The sequence below is a fragment of the Paenibacillus sp. FSL H8-0048 genome, assembly GCF_038002825.1.
GTDB lineage: Bacteria > Bacillota > Bacilli > Paenibacillales > Paenibacillaceae > Paenibacillus_AQ.
Map to the genome: position 1 here is coordinate 2440150 of NZ_JBBODF010000001.1, position 26108 is coordinate 2466257.

A 26108-nucleotide genomic window follows, 5' to 3' on the forward strand; every position below is an offset into this window, starting at 1 on the left:
AATCCGGACATGGCAGGACAGCTTGTTGCTTCAGGAGCTTACCGGGAACCAAGTATTACTGCTGCGGTTTCTGAGCCGGTTTGGTCAGAGAACTGCTGCTTTGCTTAGTCGCACCGTCATTTTCAACAGCGAATTCTGCATTGTATTTTTCATTTGGTGTTTTGAAATTTTCCTGTACCTTTGGTTTCTTGGAATTAGCCACGAGAATCACCTCCCTATTGTATCGGAAGAAGCAAGTATTTGCCCCAGTCGATATTATGGGAAGCAGGCCGCAGTATTATGCATGCGCTCGTGAAAATAAATTCAAACTCCCGGTTATCCGGCTGAAATATCCCTTAAATAGCTTCTTCCAGCAAATATTGCGGAACCGCATTATAAGTCTGGATAGCATGGCCAAGGCTCTTCAGCATACTTTCCGTGCATTTTCCGTCGCCGCGCTTGATCACTTGAACTACGACCGACTTTTTGCCCCATTCCTTGTAGACCTGCTTGGTGGTGCTGAAGTAGAGATCGATCTTGCGTCCTTTGATTGCCGATCCGGTATCGGCCACAATTCCATATCCGTAACCCGGTATATATAAAATACTTCCCAGCGGCAGCACCTTCGGGTCCGCTGCAATTGTGGATACCGCATTCTTATCCCGCCGTACCTTAACACCTGAATACGTAATCCCATATTCAGGATGCTTCGCTGTCTTGCCTGTGGATTCGTATCCGGCTGTATAGCCGGTCGCCATTACTTTCAGCGAGGTGATAATCTGCTCTGGAGCCGGAGCGGCTACCGGAACCGAGCCGGGGGCCTTAACAGCATTCTTCTTAGGTTTAGCTGCCTGTACCTCTGGCTTAGCAGCCTTGTCTGCGGCATCCGGCTGTACGGCTCTAGAGGAGCCTCCAAGACGGGATGCTGAGCCTGCCTGCTGGCGATCAACGGGTAACTGCTTCTGTATACTGCTTCCATGCTGTCCTGCAGTGTCTTCCATCCCTCTCGCCTGAGCCGATTTGCGCACGTAATCCGGGAAGATCCCGGCAGCGGTCAGCATAAGGACGATCGTGACGAAAAGACACCAAAACCTCTGGTATAAGCCCATTTTGTTCATTAGTTAAACCCTCCCCATAGTACGAGGGTTTCCCGATTCACAAAACTTTATACATGACACCGCGCCATAGCGGTCTCACGAGGCTTATAACAGAGGTTCAGTAAGCAGACTGAATTAGATTACACGTCCGGCAATTTCCTGGGCAAGCGAATCAATGGCTTCCTGCAGCGCCCGGGCACCAATATCCCCTTCACCGCGTTTGCGGATCGACACGCTGCCCGCATTCATCTCGTTCTCGCCGACTACGAACATGTACGGCAGCTTCTCGAGCTGGGCTTCACGGATCTTATAGCCCATCTTCTCATTGCGTAAATCCACTTCCGCACGGATGCCGCTCTTCAGCAGCTTCGCTTCCACTTCCTTCGCATATTCGTCGAAGGCTGACGATACGGGAATAATCTTCACCTGCTGCGGGGACAACCAGAGCGGCAGTGAACCGGCAAAGTTCTCCAGCAGGAAGGCTACGAACCGTTCCATGGTTCCCAGAATCCCGCGGTGCAGGACAACTGGACGGTGCTTTTGGCCGTCGTCGCCGACATATTCCAGCTCAAAGCGCTCCGGCAGCAGGAAGTCAATCTGTACGGTCGAGAGTGTCTCTTCTTTGCCGAGTACAGTCTTAATCTGCACATCGAGCTTCGGACCATAGAAGGCTGCTTCGCCTTCGGCTTCGTAGAACGGAAGGCCGGCTTCTTCGACTACCTCACGCAGCATACGCTGTGCAGTCTCCCACATCTCGTCGTTGGCATAATATTTCTCAGTATCCTTAGGATCACGATAGGATAGGCGGAACCGGTAATCTTCAATCCCGAAGTCGCTGTATACCTGCTTAATCAATTCCAGCACGCGGATGAACTCGCTCTTAATCTGGTCCAGACGGCAGAAGATATGTGAGTCATTCAGCGTCATGGAACGCACGCGGTGCAGACCGGTCAAGGCTCCAGACATTTCATAACGGTGCTGAATCCCAAGCTCAGCAATACGGATCGGCAGATCGCGGTAGCTGTGCATCGAGCTCTTGTAGATCATCATGTGGTGCGGGCAGTTCATCGGGCGCAGCACGAACTCTTCATTATCGATAGTCATCTTAGGGAACATATCTTCCTGATAATGCTCCCAGTGCCCTGAAGTCTTGTACAGCTCTACGTTCCCCAGTACCGGAGTGTAGACATGCTGGTATCCGAGACTTGCTTCCAGATCGACAATATAACGCTCCAGAATACTGCGCAGCTTCGCGCCCTTAGGCAGCCAGATCGGCAGGCCTTGTCCAACTAACTGGTTGAAGGTGAAAATCTCCAGCTCCTTGCCCAGCTTCCGGTGGTCGCGCTTCTTCGCTTCCTCCAGCAGGCGCAGATGCTCATCCAGCTGTGCCTTCTTGATCCAGGCTGTGCCGTACACACGCTGCAGCATCTTATTCTTGCTGTCTCCGCGCCAGTAAGCCCCGGCCACATTCATCAGCTTGAATACCTTGATCTTGGCTGTAGACGGCAAGTGCGGGCCACGGCAAAGGTCGAAGAATTCGCCCTGCTCATAGATGGTAATTACGCTGTCTTCCGGCAGAGCTTCAATCAGCTCCAGCTTGTAAGGATCACCCAGTTCGCCGAAGCGCTCCAGCGCTTCCCCCCGGCTGACCTCATGGCGGACAATCGGCAGATTCTCCGAGACAATACGGTCCATTTCCTTCTCGATCTTCAGCAGATCCTCGGGATTGAGCGGATGCTCCAGATCCATATCATAATAGAAGCCGTCTTCGATCACAGGACCGACTCCAAGCTTCACTTCCTTGGTACCGAACAGACGTCTTACTGCCTGCGCCATCAAGTGAGCTGTACTGTGACGCATCACTTCGAGACCTTCCGGCGAATCAAGCGTTACGATCTCTACCAGATCGCCTTCCTGCAGCGGTGTTGAGAGGTCTACGACAATCCCGTTGAGCTTGCCTGCTGCGGCGTTCTTGCGCAGTCCGCTGCTGATAGAGGCGGCTACATCATCAATGCTGCTGCCGTCTGCGTATTCCCGGACTGATCCGTCCGGAAGCTTAATATTTACTGACATGATTACTTCCTCCTAAGGTTTGTTGGGCTATACTTCCTTGAACTCTTCACACACTCACTTCGCAAGCCTAAGCTTACAAGCGGCTACCACCCATAGCTTCTGCACACAAAAAACACCCGTCCCGCAAAGGGACGAGTGATTGCACCCGTGATTCCACCCAAATTCGATCCATCCTGGCAGCTGCCGCTTATACTTCGGCTTCACTGCAGAATATAATCCTTCGTTAGCATGGGGATAACGGCCATGAACCGGCGGTTCTTACTATCCGTCAAGGTTCCTTAGTATGGAAGCCGTCCGGAGTTCATAACCGCAGCTACAAAGGGGTAAACCAGCAGCCGGTACCGGAGGAAGTTGCAGCCTGAAGCTCCCTCTCTCTGAAACGGTCCAAAGCAAGTGGTCCATATCTTCGTCAACGCTGATAACATGAATTAAGGCAATTATAAATCTCAGCTTATCTTCCGTCAAGCGCAAAACGGCTGTCCCCCTTCAGGCCAGAAGGGCCGCCGTCCGGGGCAGATTATTCTTCTTCCCTGCGTTTTTTAACCGGCAAGCGGCCTGCACGCTTCAAAGACTCACGCAGCAAATATTCAATATGTCCGTTCACGCTGCGAAACTCTTCTCCCGCCCAGCGTTCCAGCGCTTCGTGCAGCTCGGGATCGATCCGCAGCGGAAAGCTTTTTTTGGCCGCCATAATATTACCGCCTTTAGTACAACGAGCCGGCGTTGATTACCGGACTCGCGCCGCGCTCGGACACAATCGCGACCATCAGATTATTGATCATAGCTGCCTTACGCTCTTCGTCCAGTTCAACCACACCGCTCTCCTTAAGCTGACGGATCGCCATATCGACCATGCTGACAGCCCCCTCCACAATGATCTGGCGGGCGGACAGAATGGCCGAAGCCTGCTGGCGCTGCAGCATCGTGCTGGCAATCTCAGTGGAGTAAGCCAGATGGGTCAGCCGGGCTTCAATGACCTCTACACCCGATAGGGACAAGCGTTCCTGCAGCTCTACGGCAAGCTCTTTGGCAATTTCATCAGCATTGGCCCGCAGGGACATGCCGGTCTCATTGAAGTTATCGTAAGGGTACTTACTCGCCACATGACGCAGTGCTGTCTCACTCTGAATTTCCACAAACGCCATATATTTATCTACATCGAACAGCGCTTTGGCGGAATTAATGACCTTGAACACAATCACTGCAGCAATCTCAATCGGATTACCTTCGACATCATTGACCTTCAGCTTCACGCTGTTGAAGTTGCGGACCCGCAGGGATACCGTCTTACGGATGCTGAACGGAATGACCGCGAACAACCCGCTGGAGGCAATCGTACCCACATATTGGCCAAAAAAAGTCACTACCACCGATTTGTTAGGCTGAACCACGGATATACTTGTGCTCAAAATGAACGCCGCTACGAACAGAATAACAGGCAAAGCCACATTTTCCTGAACCGCACCATAAATTCCGCCGCCTATACAAATGGCAATCAGAGCGATGACCCAAAAACCGCTGACCGGATGCAAAATTTTCTCTTTCATAATGCCGCCTCCATTAGATATGTATTTGATATTATTATGATATCATTTTTGGATACAAATGTAAACCACAAGAAGGCCCTTGCTATTTCAGCAAGGGCCTTCCATCTTGTTGATTATCATTTCATGATTGCATGAGTAAACTTCAACTTATGAAGCTTTGTTCTCCAGCATACGGAAGATGATGACCGCAGCCTGAGCACGGTTAGCCATACTCTTCGGTGCGAACTGCTTGGCATCCACTCCGTTGACGATACCCATCTGAGTCAGCTGTGCCACTGCCTGCTGGGCGTAAGGGGCAATCTTGGCCTTATCTGTGAATTTGTTCAACGTTGCAGTGTCTACCGGCTGCAGCTGACCTTTGAGGGCATTCGCGATCATAATTGCCATTTCCTCGCGGGTAATCTCACGGCCCGGTTCGAATTTACCGTTGCCGGAGCCTTTTACAAGACCTGCATTCACCGCCGCAGCAATCGTATCGGAGTACCAGACTCCCTGCTTCACATCGCTGAATTTCGCAGGTGAAGCCGTATTGCTCAATTCAAGTGAACGAACCAGCATGGTTACGAATTCTGCGCGGGTTACACTCTTCGTTGGTGCAAAGTTCGTGCCGTCCATCCCTTTGATAATGCCTTTGGCTGCCAATGCATTAATGGCATCTGCGGCCCAGGCTACCTTGCCCAGATCCTTGAAGGCTACAGCAGGTACAGCCGGGCTTGGCGTTGGAGCTGCCGTTGCGGCTGGTGTTGCCGAAGGAGCCGGACTTGGAGTGGCCGAAGGCGAAGCAGTTGGCTTAGGTGTTGCAGTTGTAACCGGTCCAGGGTTACCAGGGTTCGGATTAGAGCTAGGGCTAGGGCTCGGAGTAACCGTTCCAGGGTCTTTCTCCACATTGGTGATCCGGCCTTCAATGGCAGCAGTGATCGCGCCGCCTTTGAATGTGTCGACGATATATTTATAGAATACATCCAGATCAATCGGTCCGGCCAGCGAGGAGCTTGCCTCGGTTAACACCTTATAATTGTCGCCGCCCGCAGCCATGAAGTTATTGACTACAGCCGTATAGCTCTTCGACATTTCAATAGGAGTTCCGTCAGCCTTAGTCAGGTTAGCCACACGCTCTGCAACCGGCAGATACATGTTGGCTGTATATTTCAGACCTGAGATTTGCAGGGTCTTCGTGTCTACGGTGCCGTCAGGCTTAACTGCCCATTGCTGCTGAAGCAGAGTCTTGATCTGCTGTCCAGTCAGCGTCAGCTTCACCAGCGTGTTGCCGAACGGCTGGATCTTCGCCAGATCCCCGAAGGCTACATTGCCCTTCGGAAGATCCGCACGGATACCGCCCGGGTTCATGAAGGCGAAATCAGCAGGATCTTTCTCGCCCTCTTTGAAAATAGCATGACGCATTGCATCTGCAATCAGGTTACCCAATGCTGATTCCTTAGTGTAGGCATCTGTACGGGTAATGGTACCGTCAGTAGTTCCTACGGGCTGAGTCAGCTCCGGGTGACGTCCGAGATAATAGTCTACCAGAGCTTTGGTTTCTGCATCCGGTGCGATTTTACTCTGAACCGTATTCGTTACAGTAGCCGTTTTACTCTTCACTGTACCTGTAACTCCGTCAATCACCAGCTTGATGTCTTCAAAAGCCGTTCCGTAAGAGTAAGCCTGAACGATCAGCTTACCGTTCACTGTATCATTGGCATAGCCATGATTGTCTCCGGCTACGATAACATCAACCGGGGAATCCGCTGGCAGCGCATTGGCCAGATCCACAGCTTCACCGGTGGATACATTCTTTTTGGTGACTGGATCCACCTTGGTAGTAGCCGGATCATGGGCCAGCACGATGATCGTATTGACGCCCTTGCTCTTCAGCTCGGCCGCATATTTCTCAATCGCCGCGACCTCTTCCTCGGCACTCAGGAACTTCACACCTGCTGTACCGGCTGGCGATACTTTGCTTGGCGTTGCTTTGGTCACCACTCCGATGAAGCCGATCTTCACGCCGCCAACGTCTTTTACAACATAAGGGGTGATAATAGGTTTGCCGGTGGTGCTGTCTACTGCATTAGCATTGATATAATCGAAATCTGCGCCACTATGAACAACTTTCTCGTTCTTAGGGTCCTTACCGCCATAGATTTGAGCCTTCATAGCCTCAACACCTTGGTCAAACTCATGGTTCCCCAGGGTGCCGACATCGAACTTCATGAGATTCATCCATTCCATCGTAGGCTTGTCGCGTTCCAGTGAAGATACCGGAGCGGATGCGCCCACAGAGTCGCCGTTGTGGAACAGCAGTGAATTCTCATATTTGGCACGGGCTTCCTTCAAATAAGCAGCAAGTGTTGCCGCTGTGCCTACTGCTTCACCATTCACCACCGAGGTAGTGTCCAGTTGGCCGTGGAAGTCATTAATGCCCAGCAGATGGACTTCAACATCTCCCGTTGGGGTTGGAGCAGCCTTTTTCAAGTCAAGGTTGTAGATCTCAAAACCTCTTACATCTGTAGTATCCGTGGTTGTAATATTTGCAGGAGCGACCGCTGCTGCTCTAGGTGAAGACGGGAATGTTACAGTGACGTTGCTTTCGATTGGTGCAATCGACCAGTTGTTGTCTGCGGTAGGATCAACGGTTCCCGCTTCCTTGATGTAATCCATCAGCACCTGGCGGTTCTCCATCTGGGAATCAATGATCATGTTAGCGCCTTTGACACCCGGGAAGTTTCCGCCGCCACTTGCACGGTAATTGTTGGTAACGACCACGAACTTATCCTCTAGGTTCAACGGCTGGTCGTTATAAGTAATGGATGTTACCCGGCTGTAGGACTTATCGACAAGCGTTCCATCAGGCTTATATTTAGCGGGACGGGTAACATCGATTGTATATTTGATGCCGTCAATCACATCGAAATTGAACACAGCGAATGCTGAATTTAAAAGCGGCTGGGGTGTCGAGATGGATGGCTTGATGCGGTTGAACGCTCCTGCACTCATCTCTACCCAATTCTTGACGGTTTCACCGTTAACAACAATCGCCTTGAGTGTGTTGTCATACAAGTACAAATCGCTTGCACTGGCAATCGTAAGGTTGCCTTTCTTAATGTCTGTATATTCATCCGGGCCGTTACGTCCAGCCTTGAACGGTGCGCCGACGCTCAGGATCGGAAGATCTCTGTAGGCGGCCAGATTCTCATTCGTATGAATCAGGTTAGATACATACTGCTGCTGGGCATAGGTTACGATCTGGACTGTCGGATCATCCTGCACCATTGCAAAATAACTGTTCATCGGAGCAGTTGTTTTGCCTAACGGCTGATTCACGTAATCAATCGTAGCTTGATGTGCCGTTCCTGCAAGATCTTCAATAGCGGTGTCAATGGCTGCGCCAGCAATAGAGCGCGTAGAAGCCTTGGAAGCTGTTTTGTCTACTTTCCAGCCATTGGTACCATCGGGTACGATTTTCAAATCGATAAGACCTAGGTAACCCCCGCCATAACCAGCTTGAACTGCCGGAGTTCCATTAATGTGTCCGTTGGCATTATCTACCTTGGCTACATCATTATCATAAGGTTTATTGGTGGACGGATCTTTGAAGGAAGCATCCAGCTTGCTGTCATCCCCGTTTGTAGGGAATACCTTGTGGGTATGCGAGAAAGTAATCGCATCAATGCCCTCAACCTTGCTCAGCAGGTTAATGACATTCTCTGCATTTTCACCGGAGGCAGCCGCATCGAACCCGGAATGCGTCATAGCGACGATAACATCAGCGCCCTTGTCCCTCATTTCAGGCACAAACTTCTTCGCCGTTTCCACAATATCCTTAGCCGTTACCTTGCCCTCCAGGTTTACCTTGTCCCACTCCATTATCTGCGGAGTAACCAGACCCAGGAGGCCGACTTTAATGGTAACGGTGTTTCCTTCGCTGTCCTTTACCACTTTATCGATGATTTGATAAGGAGTGAATGTATTTTCACCATTGGACACATTATAAATATTTGCATTGATATAAGGGAATTTCGCACCCGTGGACTCTTTATAAGTTACACTGCTCACATTGCCTTTAACGGTCCGGTCCAGATAATCCAATCCATAATTGAATTCATGATTGCCGAAGGTTGCTGCATCATAACCCATGAGGTTCATCGCTGCGATGATCGGATGAATCTGGTCTTCGCTAGTCTTGAAATCAGACACTTGGGCCATATACGTTCCCAGTGGTGTTCCTTGAATTAAATCGCCATTATCCAGCAAAAGGTTGTATTTCCCCTCTGGATCATTGCGTGCAGCTTTTACTAAGGTTGAAGTACGGTCCAGACCTACAGTCGTGGAGGCGGCACCCTTGAAATAGTCCCAACCATATACGTTCGTATGAACATCAGTGGTGCTCATCAAACGTAAATTAATGGTTCCCGGATTAATCACCGGAGAAGCCTCAGCCTTTCCTGCCGCCAGCACAGGAACATTGAATACTCCGCCCAGCATCTGTGCTGCCAGAACTGTGGTAGCCAATAAAGAAGCTATCGGCTTGTTCCATCTTCTCTCTCCCATAAATCTAATTTCCTCCCTGTGATTGCTATATTATTCTACCACTGTCCGAAAAATTGTATCATAGCCTCCCCTATGAATCTATCAAATTCCATTAACTCATATAAATTGTTGTGTAAAATCTCACATTATTTCATCGTTTTTTGTAAAAAATAACGATATCATTTTACAATCCTATGACAAAAACAACGACATCCCATTGCAATGGGATTACCTGGAACACCAGCTCAATATATGCTGTTTTTCACATACATTCGGGCCATGCGCCTGCGTGCAAGCACAATGTGTGTTATTTTTCGTATACATTCGGGCCATATGCCTTTGAGTGAGCACAGTGTATGCTGTTTTTCACATACATTCGGCCATGTGCCTGCGAGTGAACACAATGTATGCTGTTTTTCGTATACATTTGCTACATGACGCTGTACCGATTGCTATTCGGCTTACGTGTAGTTTTAGCATTGATATACTTCTTGTTCCGAACTGGAGGAAACAATAGTTTCCAAAAAGCATAACGGGGCTGTGCTACATATATGTAGCACAGCCCCGTTATGGATCTGTTGGTGTATAGGCTATATTCTAGTTCTGCATAATAAAATCATTATCGATCTTCGCGCTGGCATCCTCGAAGGTGCGCAGGATGTCATAACGCGTGTTGCGCTGCGCCGGAATCTTGCCCGCTTCGCGGATGAGCTGGGTGATAGACTCGATGTTGACCTTGTAGGTCGCGCCAGCGGAGGAGACTACGTTCTCCTCGATCATCGTGCTGCCGAAGTCATTGCAGCCGTATTGCAGGGAGAGCTTACCTACTTCAGGACCCATCGTTACCCAGGAGGACTGGAAGTTCTTGATATTGTCCAGCACCAGACGGCTGATGGCTACGGTCTTCAGGTACTCCTCCGGGGTCTGGCGGTCCAGCTTCAGGTTCGTATTATCCGGCTGGAAGGTCCAGGAGATGAACGCCAGGAAGCCTTCAGAATCATATTTGTTCGCAATACATTCGTCCTGCGCTTCACGTACACGCAGCAGATGCAGCGCCCGTTCTTCCATGCTCTCGCCCAGACCAATTACCATCGTGGCTGTTGTATTCATGCCGATCCGGTGTGCGGTCTGCATGACATCCATCCACTCGCGCCAGGAGCCCTTGAGCCGGCTGATCTTGCGGCGGGTACGGTCATCGAGAATCTCTGCGCCACCGCCGGGCAGGGAATCGAGGCCCGCAGCATGAATCTCACGCATGACCTGTTCCAGCGGCAGGCCGGAGACCTCTACCATTTTCATAATCTCAGCAGGTGAGAAGGAATGCATTGTAATCTCCGGGAACCGCTGCTTGATGCCGCGCAGAATATCCGTATAATAGCTGAACGGCAAATTGGGATTCGTACCGCCCTGCATCAGAATTTCGGTTCCGTTCACGCTCATGGTCTCAGCAATCTTCTGATAGATTGTTTCATCGGGAAGCACATAGCCTTCCTCCGAACCGGGTCTGCGGTAAAAGGCGCAGAAGCGGCAATATACATCACATACATTGGTGTAATTAATGTTGCGGCCGATGACGAATGTTGTCACTGGCTCCGGGTGCCAGCGCTTCATAATAATATCTGCGGCAGCGCCCATCTTCTCAATTTCATTGCTCTCGAACAACGTGATCGTGTCTTCCAGTTGAAGACGCTCACCCTTCAGTGCCTTATCCAGTATAAGATCGACTGCACTCACTGTTGACGGCCTCCTCTAAATCTATGAAGTAGTATAGATAAATTTAATTTGAAGTAAATATACTCGTTCTCCCATCGTATCACAATCGGCTGTTCTTGAAAAATGTTTCGCTGCGCAGGACCGGTATTTGACCTTGTCCCAGGCAAAATTAAACAGCAGCGCCCGAAGGCACTACTGCTTGTACGTTTTGCGAATCCCGCATGCCTGGTCAGGTCCGGCACATCGCCTTATTCCAGCTCGCTCCGTGCGGCCTCAAGAGCCTGCCTTAGATCCGCGATCAGATCATCTACATGCTCTATGCCGACTGAGAAACGCAGCAGCCGGTCATCCACGCCTACAGCATCGCGGATTTCAGCTGGAATATCGGCGTGGGTCTGTATCGCCGGATAGGTCATCAGCGATTCAACACCGCCCAGACTCTCGGCGAAGGCGATCAGCTTGATATGGCGGAGCAGCGGCTCCACATAGCCCGCCTCTTTTACCTTGAAGGAGAAGATCCCGGTGTTGCCGGAGGACTGGCGGTTCTGAATGGCATACCCCGGATGGTCCGGCAGGCCCGGGTGGAAGACCTCGGCAATAGCCGGATGCTCCTGCAGATAACGGGCGATGGCCAGGGCGTTGCTCTCATGCCGCTCCATGCGCAGGGCGAGGGTCTTCATGCCCTTCATTAGCTGGTAGCTGTCATTCGGTGCGAGAACCGCTCCCAGCGAGTTATGCAGGACGGCCATTTCAGCCGACAATTCTGCGCCCTTGGTCACAATCAGCCCAGCCAGCACATCGTTATGCCCGCCCAGATACTTAGTCGCACTGTGAACCACGATATCTGCTCCAAGCTCCAGCGGACGCTGGAAGAATGGAGTCAGCAGCGTATTATCCACAATCGTAAGCAGCCCGTGATGGCGGGCCCAGGTACATACGGCTTCGACATCCGTAATCATCATCAGCGGATTGGTCGGCGTCTCAATGAATACGGCTTTCGTGCCCGGCTGGCGGGCCGCCTCCAGTCCATCCAGATCGTTCGTATCTACATAGGAGGCACTGATGCCGTATTTGGAGAGAATGCGTTCCAGCAGCCGATAGGTTCCGCCGTACAGGTCGAGCGACACAATGAGATGGTCCCCTTGTCCAAACAAGGTGAACACCGTAGTCAGTGCAGCCATACCGGAGGCGCAGGCGAAGCCGGCATCCCCGGATTCCAGGGCCGCTGCCGCTTCTTCGAGGACAGAGCGGGTAGGATTTTTGGTGCGGATGTAATCAAAGCCCGTGCTTTGCCCAAGTCTAGGGTGACGGAAAGCCGTCGCATGATAAATCGGGTAATTAATGGCCCCGGTGGCGGGGTCCTCCATTGAACCAATCTGTGCCAGTCTGCTCTCAATTCTCAGTTTCTCATCCATCTCCATTGCCTCCTAAATTAATTACTTCTATTAAGAATAAGTCAACCTCTTAGATAAACGCCCCAATATCGTAAGGAGTCTCCTGGTATACATAGTAATTGAGCCAATTAGCGAATAATAAGTTGGCATGGGCACGCCAGACTGCCGGAGGTGTACGCGTCGGATCATCCTTGGGATAATAGTGCTTCGGCAGGGCAACCTCCATCCCCTTGGCGATATCCCGGTCGTACTCCCATTTCAGCGAGAAGGGATCATATTCCGAATGTCCGGTGACAAAAATCTGCTTCCCGTCATGCGTAGCCACCAGGTACACCCCGGCTTCCTCGGATTCTGCCAGAATCTGCAGCTCCGGATTCTGCTCAATATCTTCGCGGGAGACGTCGGTATGGCGGGAATGCGGAACATGGAACACTTCATCGAAGCCGCGCAGCAGCTTGACATTATTATGGCTCAACGTATGCGGAAACACTCCAAAGCATTTGTCCGGCAGACTCACCTTGCGCACGCCGAAGTGATGATACAGCCCTGCCTGCGCCGCCCAACAGATGTGCATGGTCGAGGTAACATTCTGCTTGCTCCACTCAAAAATCACTTTCAGCTCTTCCCAGTAGTTGACATCCTCAAATTCCAGTTGTTCTACGGGAGCGCCCGTTACGATCAGGCCATCGAACCGGCGGTGGCTGATCTCATCAAAGGTTACGTAAAAGCTCTTCAAATGCTCAGCCGAAGTATTCTTCGACGTGTGGGAGCTGGGATGAAGCAGAACAACATCCACCTGAAGCGGGGAATTCCCGATAAGGCGCAGCAGCTGGGTCTCAGTAGTTTCTTTGGTAGGCATCAGATTCAGGATGGCGATCCGCAGGGGACGGATATCCTGATGGAAGGCCTGGCTTTCATCCATTACAAAAATATTCTCACCGGATAACACTTCTTTGGCCGGCAGACTGTCGGGAATTTTGATAGGCATTGCTGTTCACTCCTTAACTGAAATAGGGTTCCACTCGGTGGTTAAACCTGAGGCAGGGTAGCGAAAAAAGACCTTTCCCGGGCGAGAAAGGTCATATCATGCAGTCATATGCGCCTCTCTCATCTGCCAGAGAACTTCGGCCGGACGAATAACGCCCTGCAAAGCTTCCGCAAGAATTAGCACCGTGCGCTCACACGCCGGTTGCCGGGTTTCATCGGGCTAGTCCCTCCACCTGCTCTTGATAAGATTTAGCTGTATTCAGTTGAATAGCCTTAAGCATCCGAAAGATGCTTTTTCTTAAATTTCACTTTAAATCATGAACCTCCTTTTCGTCAAGTCCATACAATGCTGAAGGGGCCTTATGACAGAAAACAATTTCTCTTGTAAGACCCATATCCCGGCGTTATACTAGACAAGTGTTTTAACCAAGTGGAAACGGCTTTGCTCTCCTTTTAAAGGACGGCACCGTTTCAGCGAGAAATATAAAAATTAGTTATGGTGTGAAACCTATAAATTTTTATATTTCAAAATAAACGGCGAAAAGAAGAGGTGAGAGAACAATGGAAGGCGACCCGGGCTCGCGAATATGCGTGCAGAATGAACAACCACACAGGATTAACATCAGCTTGCCGGCGGCGGGAGCCCTTTTTCTTCATGCTCTCGGACCGTCTTTTGGCCTTCATCCATGATTGTACCACCGGCCAAGCTGATTTTTTCCGTGTGCTGAAATTAGCATACCCCTGGAGAAGACCAGGGACATAAGGAGTGAATCAGATGAAAATCCGGCTGGTGAATGCAGGGGTTTTTACGCCTATTGACAATATTGAAGAAACTTTAACCGCCCCTGCCGAGGGGTTCTACTGGATTGATGCGGATGTGGAGGACCTTGTTGAGCTTCAGCCTGTATACGGCCTGCATGATCTGGCTGTGGAAGACTGTCTGAGTGAAGAGGATCAGCGTCCGAAGCTGGAGATTTATGAGAGTCATTATTTCATCGTGGTGAACAGCATCCGGTTCGATGATGAGGAGATTTTCCTCCGTGCGCTCAACGTATTCCTTGGCAGACATTATATTATTACCGTTACGAAGCAGAAGATCCATGAGCTGCGTGTCCTGAAGCCCGTTCTGTGGGAGCAGGAGGTCAGTACGCCTGACCGCTTCCTGTATCTGCTGATCGACCTCGTTGTCGACAACTTCTTCTCGGTCGGTGACCGGATTGAAGCGCGGATTGAGAAGCTGGAGGAAGATATCCTTATGCATACCAAGAAATCGCATCTGAGCGAGATCATAGGGCTACGCAGTGAGATTCTCTGGCTGAAGAAGATGCTCGGCCCGCAGAAGGAAGTTATCAACACGCTTAACAAAAAGGATCTCCGCCTGATCGACGATCAGCTGCAGAAGTATTTCAGCGATATCTATGAGAATGCGGTCAAGATCTCTGAAACCTTCGAAACATACCGCGATCTCATGGGCAACTTGCGCGAAGCTTATCAATCAAGTATTGCAAACCGCGCCAATGAAATCATGCGTGTATTTACGGCAATTACTACCATATTCATGCCGCTAACCGTGATTACCGGAATCTACGGCATGAACTTTGACAATATCCCGGAGATCCACACCGAGTACGGCTACTATGGCGTCATTGCCGTGATGGTGACGCTAGGCTGCGGAATGCTCATTATCTTCCGTAAGAAGGAATGGTTATGAAGCAGGGCGGACGAATACGAAGGACGAAGGCACCGTATACCCGGTTATCCCGGGACCCGGGGAGCCTTCGTCTTTTTGGTATGTCACCCGTATGTAATGCGTCTGCGGCGATCAGGAATTCCGCTCTTCAGAACCGCAGATTGGGGCCGCTGCAGGCCGTCAGTCTCCATAATTATTGAGGGGTGACCATCCTTAACGCCGCCGGATGTTCACGCCGGAAACGGATGCGGATCAGCCGCAGGCGTTCGTAATACAGATCGAGTCCTTCAGCAGGAACGAAAGATTCACCGTAAGCTTTGTAAAGGACAGGCTTCAGGAAGTTGTCGCCGATCAGTTCAAAGGCTGTCCAAATACTGTTCTGTTCTTCGGGGCTCACCCCGCTCAGCTCCAGGGTAATGAGCTTCTCGGCCGAGTAGCCATCCTTCTCCAGCTCCTCTACAACTTCAAGCACTTCCCGGCGTGAAACGCCGCTAAGCACTCTGAGCTGCTCCATCCCCTGCCCCTCTTCGATCCCCTGTAACAGAACACGCCGCAGTCTCAGCCGCTCCAGCTGCTTCTTGTACTTAAGCTCCTTCTGCTTATATTGCCAGGATACGAAGCTCTCTTCGTCTATGGCATGATTCACCCAGCCTAGGGGAAAATCATGCTCACGCTCAGCCGCTGCGGTGATACTGAGCCAGTCTGCTCCATACTGTGAGGCTTTGCCTTCACCTACACCCGGAAGCTGCAGCAGTTCCTCCTCCGTGCGGGGAAGAAATGTGCTGATCATGCGCAGCAGACGGTTACTGGCCAGGATGTAAGGCGCCTTCCGTTCGCCTGAGGCCTTCCCTCTACGCCAGGAGCACAGCTCCTCGAAGATGGCTTCATTGCCGTATTGTTCACTGTAATACTGCAGCTTAAGCTGCTCCTGGCTGCGGCTGCTGAGGTTATCCTCGTCATGAAATACCCCGTCAATCAGCGGGCGGTAGCCATCCCCCATCTTCACGGCAAGCTCGTGACGGTATACACACAGCATCTCATTCCATGATCCGCCTTCATACCACAGGCTGTCGCCCGTCTCCTGTTCGCCGGAGAAATCACGCCAGCCCAGACGCCACTGCCCATCTTCCTCTCCAATCCACAGCTGGGCAAACACCTCCCCGTCCATACCTGATCTTCTGCACAAACGGTTCATAAATACGATCTGCATATCAATCCCTACTTTCGTCGTTTTACAGTACGCATGACATATTTCAAGTGGAAACGGCATTGCCGTCCTTTAAAAGGGCGGTACCGTTTCAGCGAGAAAGATAAGGATAATTTTAGCGCGAAGCATATAAATTCTTATCTTTGAACGCAAAAAAGCACCTCTCCCACGAAATTCGTGAAAGAGGTGCTTCCTCTTAAATGCTATACTGTTAAAACCTAGAATACCATATATTACGTAACAGTCAATGCCTTTTTGTCAGCAGATCCTAATTGCGGTCCAAAGCCAGCTTGGCCAGACCCAGTGCACCCGACAAACCGGCATTATCTCCAAGCTGCGGAGGCACAATATAGCTGCCAATCTCTTGATTGAGCGCGGGATGCTGCACATATCCGCCGAGCAGCTCCTGCAGCTTGGCATGGATCAGCGGGAAGAGCTGGCTCTGCTTCATCACACCGCCGCCCATTACGATCTTCTGCGGCGAGAGGATCAGCACATAGTTCATCAGTGCATGAGCCAGATAGTGAGCCTCCATCGCCCATGCCGGATGATCCGCCGGCAGCTCGCCCGCAGGCTTACCCCAGCGCTTGCCGATAGCCGGACCTGCTGCCAGACCCTCCAGGCAATCGCCGTGATAAGGGCAGAAGCCTTCGTAGTGGTCCTCAGGATGACGACGGACCAGAATATGGCCCATCTCAGGATGGGACAGCCCGTGAACGAGCTTCCCGCCTACCACGGCACCGGCACCGATCCCGGTGCCCACAGTGATGTAGAGGCAGCTATCCAAACCTTGCGCCGCCCCCCAGCTGTATTCGCCCAGCGCCGCGCCGTTTACATCTGTATCAAAGCCGATCGGAACGTGGAATTGCTCCTCCACGGCTCCCACCAGATTATACCCGCCCCAATGGGGCTTGGGTGTGGTTGTAATATATCCATAGGTGGGGCTGCCGATAACGGGATCAATCGGTCCGAATGAACCGATGCCGATAGCCTCCACAGCTTTTCCGCTAAAATATTCCATTACCTGGCTCATAGTCTCCTGAGGAGTGGCAGTCGGAAAGCTCACCCGGTCGATAATCGTCCCGTCCTCATTCCCGATACCGCATACAAACTTAGTTCCTCCTGCTTCAATCGCTCCCAACAATTTCACTGCAGTGTTCCCCCTTCTCCTGATGCATCCATATGCTGTTGCTTCAATAACCGGCCCGGCGCGGTGATTAAAGCGTTCTCTTGTCCTATTATACGTGGCCCTTATACGTATGACAAGCGGTTGACATATAGTAGTCAGAAGTGATTTGCGGATGAGACTTAGGCTGGACTTGAACGGGAACGAAGATAGTTGGATTTTCTACACTTGCTAATGAACAAATGGCCGATGCGATAACAGCAGTTGGAAAAACAACACTTAATGTTGCCCATTTTAGCCCAAGCAGCTAAAAGTAACATGAATTGATGTTGTTTTTCCACTTGTTGCCGGACATCGCTTGATAATCGGGAAAACAAGGTACGTTATTCCACTTATTGGTTGCAGGAATCGGAATCATGCTGCTTCACAACTTGTTTGCGGTCACGATAAGCACGGCAGGCCGCTACAAGCCGGGCTGCTGCCGGGAGATGGGAAGCCAGATGGATATGCGCATAAGCAGCCATAATGCTGCCGCTGATGTAGCCTTCCGGTTGGCTGCCCCCTCTGCCCTTACTCTCATAGGCATAGGTCCGGGCTTCCCCCTCAGGATAGCTCATGATGGAGTAATGAAATTCATGGCCGCGCAGGTGCTCGCCCTGCTTCAGCAGCAGACAATCGCGCAGTGCCGTAACTTCACGGTAGCCGAGCGCCGCCCGGCGCTCCTGCATCACGGTGTGTGCCGGAACGATTCCGGCCATCTTATGCACCGTGCCGTTACGGTCGGTCAGACTGCGGGCCAGTACCATGTAGCCGCCGCACTCCGCATACAGCGGCATTCCGGCGGCTGCGGCAGACCTCAGTCCGCCGAGGAACGGCTGATTCGCGGCAATCACCGCGGCGAATTCCTCCGGGAAGCCGCCGCCGATATAGATGCCGCCCGCTTCCGGCGGGATGCCTTCACCGCTGAGCGGGCTGAAGTAAACCAGCTCAGCACCTTCACGTGCGAGCAGCTCCAGATTATCTGCGTAGTAGAAGTTGAACGCTGCGTCCCGGGCTACGGCAATAACCGGACCTGGCTCCGCCCGGCCAATCTGTGTCTTATGTATCGCCGGCGCAGCTGATTTACAAAGTTCAGCGTCATATGTAAGCGGGCGAACTTGCTGTTCCGGCTTCTGATCGCAGGCAGGCAAAGCTTCTGGCTCCGCCGCCGCAGGCAGCGCCCTCAGAGCCGGAGCGGCCGCAGCAAGCTCCAGCAGCCGCTCCAGATCCGTGCCTTGCTCCAGCATGTCGGCGGCACGCTCGAACAAGGGCGCAAGCTCCCCGCGCTCCACAGCGGGCAGCAAGCCCAGATGCCGCTCCGGGATGTCCAGCCCGCTGTCGCGGGAGAGCCAGCCGATCACGGGAATCCCGCAGGCCGCTTCAATAGCAGCCTTAACTAACCGGTAGTGAGCCTCGCTGCCGCAGCGGTTCACCAGAACGGCGGCAATCCGCACCTGCGGCTCCAGCTGACGGAAGCCCAGCACAATCGCCGCAGCACTGCGGCCCATGCTGCGGACATCGACCACCAGCAGCACAGGGCTGGCGGTCAGGATGGCGATCTCCGCCGTTGATCCGGTCAGTGCCGTATCCTCCTTGCCGTCATACAGGCCCATGACGCCCTCAATGACGGACAAGTCGGCCTCTGCCGAAGCCTGCAGGAAGTACTCCTGCAGATAATCGCTTGAAGTCATCCAGGAGTCCAAATTGCGTGAGGGACGGCCTGTGACCGCAGTGTGATACGCGGGATCGATGTAGTCAGGGCCGCATTTGAAGCCCTGGACCTTGAGGCCCCGCCGGGCAAAAGCGCGCATCAGCCCCAGCGTGACTGTGGTTTTGCCCGAGCCGCTGCCTGTGCCTGCGATGACAAGGCGTGGACGCGCCTGCGTCTCCCTGGGGACAGGCTCTTGTTCATATCCGGCTGTAATCATCGGCTCATTCACCGCCGCTCCCCTCCTTCTCTCCGGGATAGACAACCCGGGCTATAGCGATGGTCACATTGCCGCTCTTGTGCTTAGGCAGCAGGAGCGAATGCGCACCTGAAGACAGCAGCGCAGCAGGTTCACAGACACCGTAAGCCCCCGTTGCCCTGAATACCACCTCAGAAGGATGGTCCAGCTTAACTGTATTTAGCTGCTCCGGGGTGTACAGAACCAGCTCCCAGCTGTATTTGGCGCACAAGGCCAGCAGCCCGGCTTCATCCCCCTTGATTCCGGCTGTCGCCACATTCCGCACACTATGGAGCGACAGATGAAGCTCATTCAGCATGTGCAGGATCACGGCTTCCAGCTCTTCCGCAGACGTCCCGCGGTTGCAGCCGAGTCCAAGCACCAGACTGCGCGGGCGATACACTACAGTGTATTCGGCCAGAGCAGGACTTGCCGGTACGCCCTCCCCCGGTTCCTCCTCAAGCCGGTCGCTTACCACAATCGCTGCGCTGAAGCTGCGTCCGCTATGCCGAAGCTCCGCCCTGCTTACGAACATAGAGACATGCTCCGGCACCTCAGCACCCGGCGGCAGCCAGTCACGTTCCCCGCTCTCCTGTACAAAAGCCACCGGCTCCCCGTTAACGAGTGCAGCACTAGCCCCCTTCATGGAGGTGAAGCTGTCCGCGTGCCAGCCATACTCCCGGCCCAGCAGATCGACAGCGAAGGTGCCCTGCACATCCGAAGCTGTGGTGATCACCGGATGGCTGCCCAGCAGCCCCGCAATCTCCAGTGTCAGCCTGTTCGCTCCGCCGAGATGGCCGGAGAGCATGCTGATGACATGCTCCCCGCGCTCATCGATGACGATGACAGCAGGATCGGTTCTTTTATCCCGCAGCAGCGGAGCGCTCAGCCGGATAGCCGCCCCCAGCGAGAAGAACAGAATGACCGCCTCATAGCTCCCGAAGAGCTCAGGAAGCAACTCTCTGACCGGTCCGTCAAAAACAGTGATCTCTCCGCTCCGCGTCTCCAGCCCGCCGCTATACTTACCATAGACAAAGACCTCAGTCCCGCCAAGCTGCGCACCAAGCTTCACAGCCAGCTCTATCCCGCTGCGTGTAATCGCAACAGCCGCATACTGCTTACTCACCGGAGCCAATCCCTTCCCGGCAGCCATGGGTAAAATTCTTGTCGTACAGCTTGGAGCGGTGCTGATCTCGGTCCGTCAGCCCGGGGTCCAGCGCCCAGCCGGCCAGGATCATGGCATGCATAGTGATGCCTGCATCACGCAGGTCTCCTTCCAGCTTCTCAACCGTTGTCCGCAAAATCTGCTGATCCGGCCAGGTGGCCCGCTTCACGACCGCCACCGGGGTCTCCGGGCTCCAGCCTGCGGCCAGGAATTCACGGCTCACATGACCGGCCAGTGACGCACTTAGAAACAGCGCCACCGTGCAGTGATGCTCCGCCAGCTTGCGCAGCTGCTCGCGTTCCGGTACGGGCGTGCGCCCTTCCGCACGGGTCAGAATGACCGTCTGCGTCAGATCCGGCACGGTCAGCTCTGCGCCAACCGCCGCCGCAGAGGCAAAAACCGAGCTGACGCCCGGCACAATCTCGCAAGCGACGCCGCAGAGCTTCAGCAGCGACATTTGCTCCAGAATCGCACCGTACATGGCGGGGTCGCCGGTGTGGACGCGGGCTACGCTTTTACCGGACTGCACGGCAAGCGTCATCAGCTCCACCTGCTGCTCCAGATCCATGCCCGAGCTCTGAAGCACCTGAGCACCGGGCTTAGCGCTGCGGATCAGCTCCTCGCTGACCAGCGAATCTGCATACAGCACCAGATCTGCCGAGCGCAGAATCCGGCTGCCTTTTACCGTAATAAGCTCAGGGTCGCCAGGTCCGGCACCTACAATGTATACCTTTGGCACAAGCTTCGTCATTTGCTCACCACCATCAGACTCAGGTACTCGACTTCCTTGCCCCGCAGGTCCCGTGCATCACGCCAGACGGTCTCATAGGGGGAGGTGACCTTAGTTACTACCGAGGCGCGGCCGGACAAGCCCAGCTCATCCACCACCTCCAGCACCAGATCCAGCACCTTGGCCACCTTAAGGAACACCACCGTATCATGATGCAGCAGCGCTTCCCGAAGCGCCTCCCTGTCGTCCGTTGCCGGGATGATCCCCACCCGCTGATTGCCGTCTGCCAGGGGCTGCTCCAGCGCCGCCGCCGCGCCCAGCACGGAGGAAATTCCCGGAACCGAGACGACCGGCACACCGGGATGCAGCTCCTGCATCAGCCGGGACAGATGGATGAACGTGCTGAAGAGATTAGGATCGCCTTCGGTCACAAAAGCCACATCCCGCCCCTGTCTCAGCTCTGCCCAGCACAGCTCTACCGTGCGGGTCCAGCCGCCAGCCAGCAGCTCCGGGTCCTTGGTCATCGGAAAGACCAGTCCGAGCATGATTTTGTCCTGCGGGTCTACATGCAGCTCGATGATTTCGCAGGCGTAGGATTTGCCGCCCTTCTTGGTAGCCGGATAAGCAATCACCGGACATTCCCGCAGCAGACGGCAAGCCTTAAGCGTGATCAGCTCCGGGTCGCCGGGGCCGACGCCTACGCCGTATAACGTCCCAATCGCCCGGGGAGTCAGTCTTTCCTCCAGCTCCAGCTCTTCACTATCCAGCGGGTCAAATAACGCACTGGCCGCCTGCATCGCTGCTTCGGTCCACAGCGTCCCGGCCGCTTCTCCTAAGGATATTTCCTGTCCGTCCGCAGCCTGCCCACGCGGCTCAGTTACATCGGTCTTCATTGCGGGTTCCTCCTTCGTTATTGTCTGATGATTAATGAAGCCTCCGGCCGCTGACCACATAGACGGGATTCATTCCTTCGAACCGGGTCATGCCGAGAATCGGCTTGCCGCGCGATGCCTGAAGCATCGTGACCTCACAGGCCAGTCCGGCGGCCTTAAGCGCCTCCATGCTGCCATGCAGCGTCTCCACCGTAATCGCCCCAACCACAATCCGCCCCTCCGGCCGCAGTCTGGCGGCGCTGTGCGCAATAATGTCCGCTAATTCCCCGCCGCTGCCGCCGATGAAGACGGCATCCGGGTCAGGCAGAGCCGCTAAGCCAAGCGGTGCCTTCTCCTGTATGATCTGGAAATCCGCCCGAAACTTGAGACGGTTCGCTGCCATGTTCGGCAGGTTCTCGGCACTTTTCTCCAGTGCGTAGACCCTCCCGAGTCTGGCAATCCGCGCACATTCCGCAGCCACCGCACCCGAGCCGGAGCCGATATCCCACACGACTGCATCCTCGGACAGGTTCAGCTCTGACAGCACCAGAGCGCGGACCTCGCGCTTCGTAATCAGGCCTTTCTCCGGCTTACGCTGCCGGAACGCCTCGTCCGGGTAAGCGAATCCGCGCCGTACAGGAGCAGAAACCTCCTGCTTATGGCGCAGAATCACGACATTAAGCGGTGCGAACTCCCTCTTCACCATCTCCTCCAGCGTCCAGAACCGGCAGACTTCCTCCGCCCCGCCAAGCCGCTCACAGATAAACGCCTCATATTCCGTCATCCCAAACTCCTGCAAATAAGCAGCAATGACCGCAGGGGTGTTGTTCCCGTCTGTCAGCAGGGCGATTTTGTGCTTGCCGTCGATCCGCTGGGCCAGTCCCTGAATGGGACGCCCGTGCAGACTGATCAGCTCCGCATCCTGCCAGCTGTCTCCCAGCCTCGCAAACGCAAGCTGCACGCTGCTGTAATGGGGGATTACCTCCACATGCTCCGGCCCGAACCTGCGGACGAGATACCCGGCAATCCCAAAAAAGAACGGGTCCCCCGAGGCCAGCACCACCGTCCGCCGCTCACGCCACACCTCCTCCAGCTTGTCTGTAAAAGGCTTCAGCCCGCCTTGCAGCGCGATTTTCTCCCCTCTATACCGGCCGAAGAAATTCAATTGCCGCTCACCGCCCAGCAGCACCTCGCTGTTGTTCACTATGCTTAAGCTATCCGGTGTCAGGCCGCCGGCGCCATCCTCACCGATCCCGATTACATAAATCAGGTTATCCATGAATCTCCGCCCTTCCCAGCACCCGGCCCTTCATTGTAATAAGCACCATTTCTACAATCATGCCTCCGTTCATATACGCCAGACTCTGTTCACAGGCATGCCTGCACAGCTGCTCGAAAAAAATGTGATTCCCCGCCTCAGTCATCAGATTCACGACCTGTGAGGCTGTGTTGGCACCAGCAATCTCCTGAACCTGCTCCGGGGACGCTCCCGCACGGCCTGCAACGGAGGCCAGGAATCCGAAATCAACGGGCGCGTTCTTGGAGTGAATCAGCATGGCCCCCTGAGCCACCTTAGAGAATTTGCCGGCCATTCCGACGAAGGTAACCTTCCGAATCCCGTAAGCCTTCGCATGCTCCAGCGAGAAGCCTACATATTCCCCCATCTGAATAAAAGCTTCCTCCGCAAGCTCCGCGAACATCGCCATGGCGTATTTCTCGCTGCTGCCGCCCGTGGTGAGAACAACCTGCTGGTTCCCCGCCGCAGCCGCCACCGAGATGGCCTGAACCACGCTCGCTTTATAGGCTTCGGTGGAGAACGGCGTCACCACCCCACGCGTGCCCAGGATCGAAATGCCGCCCAGAATACCCAGCCGGGGATTCAGCGTCTTAAGCGCAATGCTCTCGCCTTCCGGCACGCTGATGACTACCCTCACCCCCCGCGCTGTACCATGCTCGTCCAGCACGGCGGTTACCGCCTCCTGAATCATCCTCCGGGGCACAGGATTAATTGCCGCCTCTCCCACGCCAACTGGCAGGCCCGGCTTTGTTACCCGGCCGACACCGTGGCCCCCGTCAATCTCCACGCCCGGCTGATCCCGCCAGCTCACCGCCGCTTCGATCCGCGCCAGATGTGTCGCATCCGGGTCGTCTCCGGCATCCTTGACCGTGGCACAGCTTGCCGAGTGTGATCCTGTACGCTGCCAGCCGGTCAGCTCAAAGGTATGCCGGAATCCGGCTGGCAGATCGATCTCTACCGCAGGCAGTCGCTCCCCTGTAAGGAGCAGGGTTGCCGCACCTGCGGCTGCCGCTGCGGCACAAGCCCCTGTCGTGTAGCCTCTGCGCAGCGGGGGAGTTGGCGTTGCCTCTGCCGATTTGGGAATGGGCAATCCGGGGCCCGGCGCATGTGCGAACACTTCAGTTGCCTGTGCGAATCCGGGCAATCCGGGTTCGGTAGCCTGCTGTATCTGCACAGCCATCTGCCCGATCTCAGGTCTGCTTGCTTGCTCCAGCCGCTCAGCTGCCTCAGTGGATTCGGGGCCGCCTACTGGCTCCAACCGCTCAGCAGCCTGATCGTATTCAGTATCGGCTGCGTCCTCTACCTGCTCTGCTTTCCCCGCCCCTGCTCTGCTTTCTTGGCGCCGGTTCTGCCTGACGGCTTGACCGGGTATTTCCTTGGTCATGGCAATCCCTCTTTGCTGATGGTCTAAGAATACATCCTCCCAAACTGAACAATCTGCACATAACTGAAGCCTATCCTCTGAGCGTTCGCCCTGGGCAGGTAACCTGTCTTACTCTCTATATAACCTGATTATACTGCTGCTTCTAAGCAAATCAGGAGATTTATATACAAATTTTTCTAGTCTTTCTGGCTCCATTGCACTTTGTACATCAGTTGAACCCCATATCCGCCAAAACCGTGAGTCTGCTGCATTTTGTACATTAGAATTTGGTAAGGGAGAGGTTGTGGAGACTTTATCCAGAAATCAAGTGTATGAACTACAACAGAACCGGATTTCAACTATAAAATCACGAATTCTGTTGCACAGAATACAATTAGAACTAAAGAATTAATAATTTGAGATAGTTGTATTCCGTACATCTAAAATCCGTAAAAAGGGAGGTTTTCCTCATCTAACTGCAATCTGTACAACTATATCTGCCCAAATAAGGCAGAACACTGATTATAAAATAGTTTAATTGCACGTTTTACAACTAAAGAAATATCTGATCCTAAATCAGAGCTTTTAGTTGTACAGAGTGCGATTAAGCATACCCTTACTTACCGCTTACACCTTATCTGAGTAAGACAACTCACCAGTCCTGCACTTCAGCTACGTGATTCTCTAATCCGCTAACCCAGCTCACCCGCCGCCCGGCGGACGGCCAGAAGACTTAGGGCATTCACTGCGGCGACCACGATCGTACTGCCGCCTTTGCGGCCGATATTGGTGATGTAGGGAATATCCAGCTTGCGCAGCTCATCCTTGGATTCCGCCGCCGAGACGAAGCCAACGGGCATGCCGATAACAAGGCCGGGCTGGGCTTCGCCTGCTTTTACCAGACGGATGAGCTCCAGCAGGGCAGTCGGCGCGTTGCCGATGACATAGATTCCTCCCGGTGCCTGGGCGCAGGCCTTGCGCGTTGCGATGATTGCCCTTGTGGTTCCCAGCGCCTTCGCCTCATCCACCACATCAGGATCTGAAATATGTACCCGGACCTCGCCGCCGTACCGCTGAATCCGTTCCTTGGCAATGCCTGCCTCCACCATCCGCACATCCGCTATAATCGGCTTGCCCTGCAGAATAGCGTGAATCCCCGCCTCAATCGCCCCGGGATGGAACACAAGACTGCGTCCCAGCTCAAAATCAGCCGAAGCATGAATAATCCGCTGCACAATCGGGTACTCCAGGCTACTGAACGAATGCTCACCCAGCTCCTCCGTAATCATCTGAAAGCTTAAACCCTCTATCTCCTGCGGCTGTACGGTCACCGGCTTGAACTCTGTCCCGAAATCCACA

Annotated in this window: 19 protein-coding genes and 1 riboswitch; of the genes, 1 reads left to right on the plus strand and 18 read right to left on the minus strand. The window is 53.7% G+C overall.

Annotated elements, in window-relative coordinates; genetic code table 11:
* Positions 1-55: 55 nt before the first annotated feature.
* The 9 genes from NSU18_RS10570 to metA all read right to left on the minus strand — a co-directional run bounded on the left by NSU18_RS10570 (position 56) and on the right by metA (position 13315).
* A complete protein-coding gene (locus NSU18_RS10570; RefSeq protein WP_341019901.1) occupies positions 56-202 on the minus strand; it encodes a hypothetical protein in 147 nt (48 codons plus the stop codon).
* A 133-nt stretch (positions 203-335) separates the two neighbouring features.
* Entirely contained in the window at positions 336-1040 is a 705-nt protein-coding gene (locus NSU18_RS10575) for a 3D domain-containing protein (protein WP_445321851.1), read from the minus strand.
* A 171-nt stretch (positions 1041-1211) separates the two neighbouring features.
* On the minus strand, positions 1212-3149 hold the full coding sequence (thrS, locus tag NSU18_RS10580; protein ID WP_341019899.1) for a threonine--tRNA ligase: 1938 nt from the start codon (positions 3147-3149) through the stop codon (positions 1212-1214).
* Positions 3150-3666: 517 nt separating this feature from the next.
* Positions 3667-3840 carry a toxin-antitoxin system HicB family antitoxin gene (locus NSU18_RS10585; protein WP_036722388.1) on the minus strand — a complete coding sequence of 58 codons (174 nt, stop codon included), beginning with the start codon at positions 3838-3840 and terminating at the stop codon, positions 3667-3669.
* A 13-nt stretch (positions 3841-3853) separates the two neighbouring features.
* Entirely contained in the window at positions 3854-4696 is an 843-nt protein-coding gene (locus tag NSU18_RS10590) for an SPFH domain-containing protein (RefSeq protein ID WP_341019898.1), read from the minus strand.
* A gap of 147 nt (positions 4697-4843) precedes the next feature.
* Positions 4844-9241: a bifunctional 2',3'-cyclic-nucleotide 2'-phosphodiesterase/3'-nucleotidase gene (locus NSU18_RS10595; RefSeq protein WP_341148962.1), complete on the minus strand. Its 4398-nt coding sequence runs from the start codon at positions 9239-9241 to the stop codon at positions 4844-4846.
* Positions 9242-9817: 576 nt separating this feature from the next.
* On the minus strand, positions 9818-10954 hold the full coding sequence (gene mqnC, locus NSU18_RS10600) for a cyclic dehypoxanthinyl futalosine synthase (RefSeq protein ID WP_341148963.1): 1137 nt from the start codon (positions 10952-10954) through the stop codon (positions 9818-9820).
* A 227-nt stretch (positions 10955-11181) separates the two neighbouring features.
* Positions 11182-12348, minus strand: coding sequence for an aminotransferase class I/II-fold pyridoxal phosphate-dependent enzyme (locus NSU18_RS10605; protein WP_341148964.1), 1167 nt, complete (start codon positions 12346-12348; stop codon positions 11182-11184).
* Positions 12349-12397: 49 nt separating this feature from the next.
* On the minus strand, positions 12398-13315 hold the full coding sequence (gene metA / locus NSU18_RS10610) for a homoserine O-acetyltransferase MetA (protein WP_341019890.1): 918 nt from the start codon (positions 13313-13315) through the stop codon (positions 12398-12400).
* A 116-nt stretch (positions 13316-13431) separates the two neighbouring features.
* Positions 13432-13563, minus strand: a riboswitch (SAM riboswitch).
* Positions 13564-14089: 526 nt separating this feature from the next.
* On the opposite strand from metA, the gene corA reads away from it, so the two are divergent.
* Positions 14090-15025, plus strand: coding sequence for a magnesium/cobalt transporter CorA (gene corA, locus NSU18_RS10615; RefSeq protein ID WP_341023178.1), 936 nt, complete (start codon positions 14090-14092; stop codon positions 15023-15025).
* 172 nt (positions 15026-15197) lie between these two features.
* On the opposite strand, the gene NSU18_RS10620 is transcribed toward corA, so the two are convergent.
* From NSU18_RS10620 to NSU18_RS10660, 9 genes are all read right to left on the minus strand, one after another.
* Positions 15198-16214, minus strand: coding sequence for an HRDC domain-containing protein (locus tag NSU18_RS10620; RefSeq protein ID WP_341148965.1), 1017 nt, complete (start codon positions 16212-16214; stop codon positions 15198-15200).
* Between the two features lie 265 nt (positions 16215-16479).
* Positions 16480-17361 (minus strand): ROK family protein, encoded by an 882-nt coding sequence (locus tag NSU18_RS10625; RefSeq protein WP_341019884.1) that lies wholly within the window; start codon positions 17359-17361, stop codon positions 16480-16482.
* Between the two features lie 368 nt (positions 17362-17729).
* On the minus strand, positions 17730-19304 hold the full coding sequence (locus NSU18_RS10630) for a cobyrinate a,c-diamide synthase (RefSeq protein ID WP_341151022.1): 1575 nt from the start codon (positions 19302-19304) through the stop codon (positions 17730-17732).
* A 4-nt stretch (positions 19305-19308) separates the two neighbouring features.
* Positions 19309-20448 carry a cobalt-precorrin 5A hydrolase gene (locus NSU18_RS10635; protein WP_341148966.1) on the minus strand — a complete coding sequence of 380 codons (1140 nt, stop codon included), beginning with the start codon at positions 20446-20448 and terminating at the stop codon, positions 19309-19311.
* Positions 20441-21238 (minus strand): precorrin-4 C(11)-methyltransferase, encoded by a 798-nt coding sequence (cobM, locus tag NSU18_RS10640; RefSeq protein WP_341019882.1) that lies wholly within the window; start codon positions 21236-21238, stop codon positions 20441-20443. Before cobM ends, NSU18_RS10635 begins: the two co-directional genes overlap by 8 nt.
* On the minus strand, positions 21235-22110 hold the full coding sequence (gene cobI, locus NSU18_RS10645) for a precorrin-2 C(20)-methyltransferase (protein WP_341148967.1): 876 nt from the start codon (positions 22108-22110) through the stop codon (positions 21235-21237). Before cobI ends, cobM begins: the two co-directional genes overlap by 4 nt.
* A gap of 31 nt (positions 22111-22141) precedes the next feature.
* Complete coding sequence (gene cbiE, locus NSU18_RS10650) at positions 22142-23368, minus strand: precorrin-6y C5,15-methyltransferase (decarboxylating) subunit CbiE (RefSeq protein ID WP_341148968.1); 1227 nt, start codon at positions 23366-23368, stop codon at positions 22142-22144.
* Positions 23361-24566 (minus strand): cobalt-precorrin-5B (C(1))-methyltransferase, encoded by a 1206-nt coding sequence (locus tag NSU18_RS10655; protein ID WP_445321852.1) that lies wholly within the window; start codon positions 24564-24566, stop codon positions 23361-23363. Before NSU18_RS10655 ends, cbiE begins: the two co-directional genes overlap by 8 nt.
* A gap of 875 nt (positions 24567-25441) precedes the next feature.
* Positions 25442-26107: a precorrin-8X methylmutase gene (locus tag NSU18_RS10660; RefSeq protein ID WP_341019878.1), complete on the minus strand. Its 666-nt coding sequence runs from the start codon at positions 26105-26107 to the stop codon at positions 25442-25444.
* Position 26108 lies beyond the last annotated feature (1 nt).